The 7,783-nt window shown below is 64.9% G+C and carries 1 protein-coding gene; it reads left to right on the top strand.

Annotated features, from left to right (window positions below):
* Position 1: 1 nt before the first annotated feature.
* Positions 2-7,783 carry an amino acid adenylation domain-containing protein gene (locus ACLH0J_RS16240; protein ID WP_411388092.1) on the top strand — a complete coding sequence of 2,594 codons (7,782 nt, stop codon included), beginning with the start codon at positions 2-4 and terminating at the stop codon, positions 7,781-7,783.

The raw sequence follows: 7,783 nt of genomic DNA on the forward strand, positions 1-7,783 counted from the left end.
CATGCTTTCCAACCCTAATATCGACCTGGTTTCGCGCTTCCTTCGCCTGCCCCTGGAACAACGCCAGCAGTTTTACCAGCGCCTGCAAAGCCGCGGCATGAGCTTCGCCCAACTGCCGATCGCCTCGATCCGCGAGGACGGCCAAGCGCTGCCGCTGTCCTACGCCCAGGAGCGCCAGTGGTTTCTGTGGCAGTTGGACCCGGACAGTGCGGCCTATCACGTGCCCGGCGCCCTGCGCCTGAGCGGGCGGCTGAACAAGGCTGCCCTGCAACGCAGCTTCGACACACTGGTGGCGCGCCACGAAAGCCTGCGCACGCGCTTAGACCTGCAGGAAGAGCAGCGCTCCCAGCACGTGCTCGCCCACGGTGTGATCGAGATCGCCGAAAGCACGGTTGACGAAGCCCGGCTCAAGGCGCGGGTCGAGGCTGAAATCGCCCGGCCGTTCGATTTGCAGCACGGTCCGTTATGGCGGGTCAGCCTCATGGCCCTCAGCGAAGAAGAGCATGTGTTGGTGTTGGTGCAGCACCATATCGTTTCCGACGGTTGGTCCATGGGCGTCATGGTGCAAGAGCTGATGCAACTGTACAGCGCCTATAGCCAGGACCAGGCATGCACCTTGGCACCACTGCCGATCCAGTACGCCGACTACGCACTGTGGCAGCGCCGCTGGATGGAAGCGGGGGAGAAGACGCGTCAACTGGCGTACTGGCAAGCGTTGCTCGGTGGCACGCAACCGGTATTGGCGTTGCCGCTCGATCATCCGCGCCCGGCGCAGCAGCGTTTCCTCGGCGCACGCCAGGACATCGCCCTGGAGCCGGCGCTGGTCGCGCAACTCAAAGCCTTGGCGCAACGCGAAGGCGTCACCCTGTTCATGCTGTTGCTGGCATCGTTCCAGCTGTTTCTGTATCGCTACAGCGGCCAGCAAGACATCCGTGTCGGGGTGCCGATTGCCAATCGCAATCGCGTCGAGACCGAGTCGCTGATCGGCTTCTTCGTCAACACCCAGGTCCTCAAGGCCGATATCGACGGGCAAATGTCCTTTGCCGAGTTGCTGCAGCACACCAAGCAGCGGGCGCTGCAAGCCCAGGCCCATCAGGATTTGCCCTTCGAACACCTGGTGGAAGCGCTGCAGCCCGAGCGCAGCCTCAGCCATAACCCGCTGTTCCAGGTGATGTTCAACCACCAGGCGAAGGCCCAGGCGGCCGTGCAGCAATTGCCGGAGCTGCGTGTGGCCCACCTGGAGTGGGAGACCCGCACCGCTCAGTTCGACTTGAGCCTGGATACCCAGGAAACCTTGGACGGTGTGTGGGCTTCCCTGACCTATGCCACTGACCTGTTCGACGCCGCGACGGCCGCGCGCATGACCCGGCATTGGTTGGGCCTGCTGCGTGCGGCCGTCGCCGACACGGCGCGGCCGCTGCAGGACCTGCCCGTATTGGCCGCCGATGAACGCCGGCAGATGCTCGAGCAATGGAATGCCACCACGCGCGACTACCCGCAAGGGCGGTGCGTGCATCAGTTGATCGAAGCCCAGGTGCAAGCACAGCCGCATGCCCCCGCATTGGCATTTGGCAATCAACGCCTGGACTACGCCGAGCTGAACCGCCGCGCCAACCGCCTGGCCCATCGTTTGATCGAAGCCGGTGTCGGTCCGGACGTGCTGGTCGGCCTGGCCGTGGAGCGCTCGGTCGACATGGTTGTGGGGTTGTTGGCGGTGCTCAAGGCCGGCGGCGCCTACGTGCCGCTGGACCCGGAATACCCGCGCGAGCGCCTGGCCTACATGCTCGACGACAGCGGCGTGAAACTGCTGCTGACCCAGGCGCCTTTGCTGGCGCAACTGCCGATTCCACCCGGCGTGGAAACCCTGGTGCTGGGCGAATCGACGTTTGCCGGCTACAGCGAGCAAAACCCGGATGTCGCAGTGGACGGCGAAAACCTTGCCTACGTGATCTACACCTCGGGCTCCACCGGCCAGCCGAAGGGCGCGGGCAACCGTCATGCGGCGTTGCTCAACCGCCTGCAATGGATGCAGGACGCCTACGGCCTGAATGCCGGCGATAGCGTGCTGCAAAAGACCCCGTTCAGCTTCGACGTGTCGGTGTGGGAGTTCTTCTGGCCGCTGCTGAGCGGCGCGCGCCTGGTGGTTGCCGCGCCGGGTGATCACCGCGATCCGGCGAAGTTGATCGCGCTGATCAAGGCCGAACGGATCACCACGCTGCATTTCGTGCCCTCGATGCTGCAGGCGTTCCTTCAAGACCGGGAAGTCGGCAGTTGTCAGAGCCTGCAACGCATCGTGTGCAGCGGCGAAGCCTTACCGGTGGACGCGCAGCAACAAGTCTTCGCCCACCTGCCGCAAGCCGGGCTCTACAACCTGTATGGCCCGACCGAGGCGGCCATTGATGTGACCCATTGGACCTGCATCGACGAAGGCCGCGATGCGGTGCCGATTGGCCGTCCGATCGCCAATCTCGGTTGCTACATCCTCGACGACAACTTCGAGCCGGTGCCGCTCGGCGTGCTCGGCGAGCTGTACCTGGGCGGCGTCGGCCTGGCGCGTGGTTACCATCGCCGTCCATCGTTGACTGCCGAGCGTTTTATCGCCCATCCGTTCGTCAACGGCGAGCGGCTGTATCGCACCGGCGACCTGGCGCGCTATCGCGAAGACGGCGTGATCGAATACGCGGGGCGTATCGACCATCAAGTCAAACTGCGTGGCCTGCGGATCGAGCTGGGCGAAATCGAAGCGCGCCTGCTGGAGCACGCTCTGGTTCGTGAAGCCGCCGTGCTGGCGGTCGATGGCCAATACCTGGTGGGCTACGCGGTGCTGCACAACGCCGGTGACGATTGGCGCGATGTGCTGAGTGCCCATCTGGCCGAATACCTGCCGGACTACATGGTGCCGGCGCTATGGGTGCGGCTGGAACAGATGCCCCTGAGCCCCAACGGCAAGCTGGACCGCAAGGCCCTGCCCAAACCTGAGGCCGCGCAGCCCTACGAAGCTCCGCGCAGTGCGCTTGAGCAACGCATTGCCGCGATCTGGGCCGATGTGCTGGGTATCGAGCAAGTGGGCGTGAACGACAACTTCTTCGAGCGCGGCGGCGACTCGATCATCTCGATCCAGGTGGTCAGCCGCGCGCGTGCCGCCGGCATTCACTTCACGGCCAAGGCGCTGTTCCAGCACCAGACGGTGCGCAGCCTGGCCCGCGTTGCGCAATTGCAGACCGTGCAGGTGATCGATCAGGGGCCGGTGCAGGGCGAGACGCCGTTGCTGCCGTTCCAGCAGCTGTTTTTCGAGATGGAACTGCCGGACCCGCATCACTGGAATCAGTCGTTGCTGCTGACGCCACGCCAACCGATTCGTGCTGACCGGTTGGAATCGGCGCTGTCCGCGCTTGTCCAGCATCACGATGCACTGCGCCTGACCTTCAGCCGACAGTCACACTGCTGGACCGCTCGCCATGACGCGCCGCCCGCGACATGGCTGTGGCAGGCGCGCGTGCAGGATGACGCCGAATGGCTTGCCCTGTGTGAACGTGCGCAGCGCAGCCTCGATCTGCAACAAGGCCCGCTGCTGCGCGCCGTGCTCGCCGAGTTGGCCGACGGCTCCCAACGCCTGCTGCTGGTAATGCATCACCTGGTGGTGGACGGCGTGTCCTGGCGGGTGTTCCTCGAAGACCTGCAAAGCCTGTATCGCCAGCGTCCATTGCCGGCCAAGACCTCGTCGTTCAAGGCTTGGGCCGAACGCCTGCAAGCCCATGTCCGTAGCGAGTCGACCGCATCGGCGAAAACCTTCTGGCTGCAACAACTGCAAGGCGTGCCCTCCGAGTTGCCGTGCCGTGATCCTCAGGGTGCGCGTCCGGGCCGCGTGGCCCGGACCGTGGTCAGCCAACTGGATGCAGAGCGCACGCGCCAGCTTCTGCAACAGGCACCCACCGCCTACCGTACGCAGATCAATGACCTGCTGCTCACCGCCCTGGCACGCGTGATTTGCGGCTGGACCGGGCACGCCTCCAGCCTGATCCAACTTGAAGGCCACGGCCGTGAAGACCTGTTCGACGACATCGACCTGACCCGCACCCTGGGCTGGTTCACCAGTCTGTTCCCGGTGCGCCTGACCCCGGCCGCGTCCCTGGCCGACTCGATCAAGCAGATCAAGGAACAACTGCGCGCCGTGCCCGACAAGGGCTTGAGCTTCGGCGCGCTGCGCTACCTGGGCGACGACGCCACACGCCAGGCGTTCGGTGCCTTGCCGGTGCCGCGCATCACCTTCAACTACCTGGGCCAGATCGATGGCAGTTTCGACCAGCCGGACGCGTTGTTCGCACCGGCCAAGGAGAGCACCGGCGCTGAACAGAGCCCGGATGCGCCCTTGGCCAACTGGCTGACCGTCAACGGCCAGGTGTATGGCGGTGAACTGCAATTGGCCTGGACCTTCAGCCCGCTGATGTTCGACCCGGCGGTGATCGAAGCCCTGAGCGTGGCCTACACCGAGGAACTCAACGCGCTGGTGGAGCATTGCTGCACCCCCGGCAACAGCGGCGTGACCGCCTCCGACTTTCCGTTGTCGCGCTTGAGCCAGCCGCAGCTGGAATCCTTGCGGCTGGCTGCCGAGGCCATCGAAGACATCTACACCTTGTCGCCGATGCAGCAGGGCATGCTGTTCCACACCCTGTATGAACAGGCGGCGGGTGACTACATCAACCAGATCCGCGTCACGGTCGACGGCCTGGATGTGGTGTGCTTCCAGCAGGCCTGGGACGCCACGGTGCAGGCCCATGACGTGCTGCGCAGCGGGTTTTTCTGGCAAGGGCAACTGGAAGGGCCGTGCCAGGTGGTGTACCGCCAGGCGCGCTTGCCCATCGAAGTGCTCGACTGGCGGGCCATGCCCGAGCATGAGTTGGCGCTGCGCAATCTGCAGCAGGCCCAGCGTCGCCAGGGGTTCGACCTGGCCACGGCGCCGCTGGTGCGCCTGGTGCTGGTGCGCACCGACGACCAACGCCATGAACTGATCTACACCCACCACCACATCCTGATGGACGGCTGGAGCAATTCGCGGTTGTTCGGCGAAGTGCTGCAACGCTACGCCGGCGTGGCATTGCCGCAGGCGAGCGGGCGCTATCGCGATTACATCGGCTGGCTGCAACAGCGTGACGCCCAGGCCACCGAAACCTTCTGGCGTGAGCAATTGGGTGCGTTGCAAACCCCGACGCGCCTGGGCAGCAGCCAGCCGATGGCCGTGCCGGGCCATGGCGAGCACCGGCTGGCTCTGGACCGCCCATTGACCGGGCGCCTTGAAGCTTTCGCGCGCGGTCAAAAGGTCACCCTCAACACCTTGATCCAGGCCGCCTGGCTGATTCTGCTGCATCGTCACACTGGCCAGTCGGTGGTGTCGTTCGGCGCCACCGTGGCCGGGCGCCCGGCGGACCTGGCGGGCGTGGAACAACAGATCGGCCTGTTCATCAACACCTTGCCGGTGATCTGCGCGGTGGATGCCCAAGGGTCGGTGGCGCACTGGTTGCAAGCGGTGCAGGCGCAGAACCTGGCCTTGCGCGAGCATGAGCACACCGGCCTGTACGATATCCAGCGCTGGGCCGGGCACGGCGGCGAGGCGTTGTTCGACAACATTCTGGTATTTGAAAACTACCCGGTCTCCAAGGCCCTGGAACAGAGCGCAGGCAGCGGGATTCGGTTTGGTACGCCGCATGCCCATGAGCAGACCAGCTTCCCGTTGACGGTCTTGGTGGACGTGGGCGATACGCTGTCGGTGCAGTTCAGCTTTGCCCGTGCGCATTTCAGCGAGTCTGCGGTGGCCGGGTACGCCCGCCACCTGGCCAACCTGCTGCAGGCCATGCTCCACGACGGACAACAACGCCTGGGCGAATTGGCAATGCTGGACGTGACCGAACGCCAGCAAGTGCTGCAGGACTGGAACGCCACGGCGCGGGATTACCCGTCGCAGCAACCGGTGCATCAATGGATCGAGGCGCAGGTGGCGCGCACCCCGCAGGCGCCGGCGCTGGTGTTCGCCGATCAGCGCTTGAGCTACGCCGAGCTGAACCGCCGCGCCAACCGCCTGGCCCATCGTTTGATCGAAGCCGGTGTCGGCCCGGACGTGCTGGTCGGCCTGGCCGTGGAGCGCTCGGTCGACATGGTTGTGGGGTTGTTGGCGGTGCTCAAGGCCGGCGGCGCCTACGTGCCGCTGGACCCGGAATACCCGCGCGAGCGCCTGGCCTACATGCTCGACGACAGCGGCGTGACACTGCTGCTGACCCAGGCGCCTCTGCTGGCGCAACTGCCGATTCCACCCGGCGTGGAAACCCTGGTGCTGGGCGAATCGACGTTTGCCGGCTACAGCGAGCAAAACCCGGATGTCGCAGTGGACGGCGAAAACCTTGCCTACGTGATCTACACCTCGGGCTCCACCGGCCAGCCGAAGGGCGCGGGCAACCGTCATGCGGCGTTGCTCAACCGCCTGCAATGGATGCAGGACGCCTACGGCCTGAATCCCGGCGATAGCGTGCTGCAAAAGACCCCGTTCAGCTTCGACGTGTCGGTGTGGGAGTTCTTCTGGCCGCTGCTGACCGGCGCGCGCCTGGTGGTTGCCGCGCCGGGTGATCACCGCGATCCGGCGAAGTTGATCGCGCTGATCAAGGCCGAACGGATCACCACGCTGCATTTCGTGCCCTCGATGCTGCAGGCGTTCCTTCAAGACCGGGAAGTCGGCAGTTGTCAGAGCCTGCAACGCATCGTGTGCAGCGGCGAAGCCTTACCGGTGGACGCGCAGCAACAAGTCTTCGCCCACCTGCCGCAAGCCGGGCTCTACAACCTGTATGGCCCGACCGAGGCGGCCATTGATGTGACGCATTGGACCTGCATCGACGAAGGCCGCGATGCGGTGCCGATTGGCCGTCCAATCGCCAATCTCGGTTGCTACATCCTCGACAGCAACTTCGAGCCGGTGCCGCTCGGCGTGCTCGGCGAGCTGTACCTGGGCGGCGTCGGCCTGGCGCGTGGTTACCATCGCCGTCCATCGCTGACTGCCGAACGTTTTATCGCCCATCCGTTCGTCAACGGCGAGCGGCTGTATCGCACCGGCGACCTGGCGCGCTATCGCGAAGACGGCGTGATCGAATACGCCGGGCGTATCGACCATCAAGTCAAACTGCGTGGCCTGCGGATCGAACTGGGCGAAATCGAAGCGCGCCTGCTGGAGCACGCTCTGGTTCGTGAAGCCGCCGTGCTGGCGGTCGATGGCCAATACCTGGTGGGCTACGCGGTGCTGCACAACGCCGGTGACGATTGGCGCGATGTGCTGAGTGCCCATCTGACCGAATACCTGCCGGACTACATGGTGCCGGCGCTATGGGTGCGGCTGGAACAGATGCCTCTGAGCCCCAACGGCAAGCTGGACCGCAAGGCCCTGCCCAAGCCCGATGCCAGCTTGCAGGCGCGGGCGTACGTGGCGCCGCAGAGTGCGCTGGAACAGCAGATCGCCGCGATCTGGGCCGAGGTGCTGGGCGTCGCGCGGGTCGGGCTTGACGACAATTTCTTCGAACTGGGCGGGCATTCCCTGCTGGCCACCCAGGTGGTGGTGCGCCTGCGTGAGCAGTTGCATGCCGAGTTCGATGTGAAGTCGATGTTCAGCACCCCGACCCTGGCTGATTTCAGCGCCTATGTGGCGGCCCGGCAGACAAATAATTCGCCGGTGCAGGACGCATTGGCTAAATCCTTGGAGGCCCTCAAACGTCTATCAGCAGAAGATTTGGATAAATTGATTTCCTGA

The sequence above is a fragment of the Pseudomonas sp. MPB23 genome (assembly GCF_046605395.1).
Classification (GTDB): domain Bacteria; phylum Pseudomonadota; class Gammaproteobacteria; order Pseudomonadales; family Pseudomonadaceae; genus Aquipseudomonas.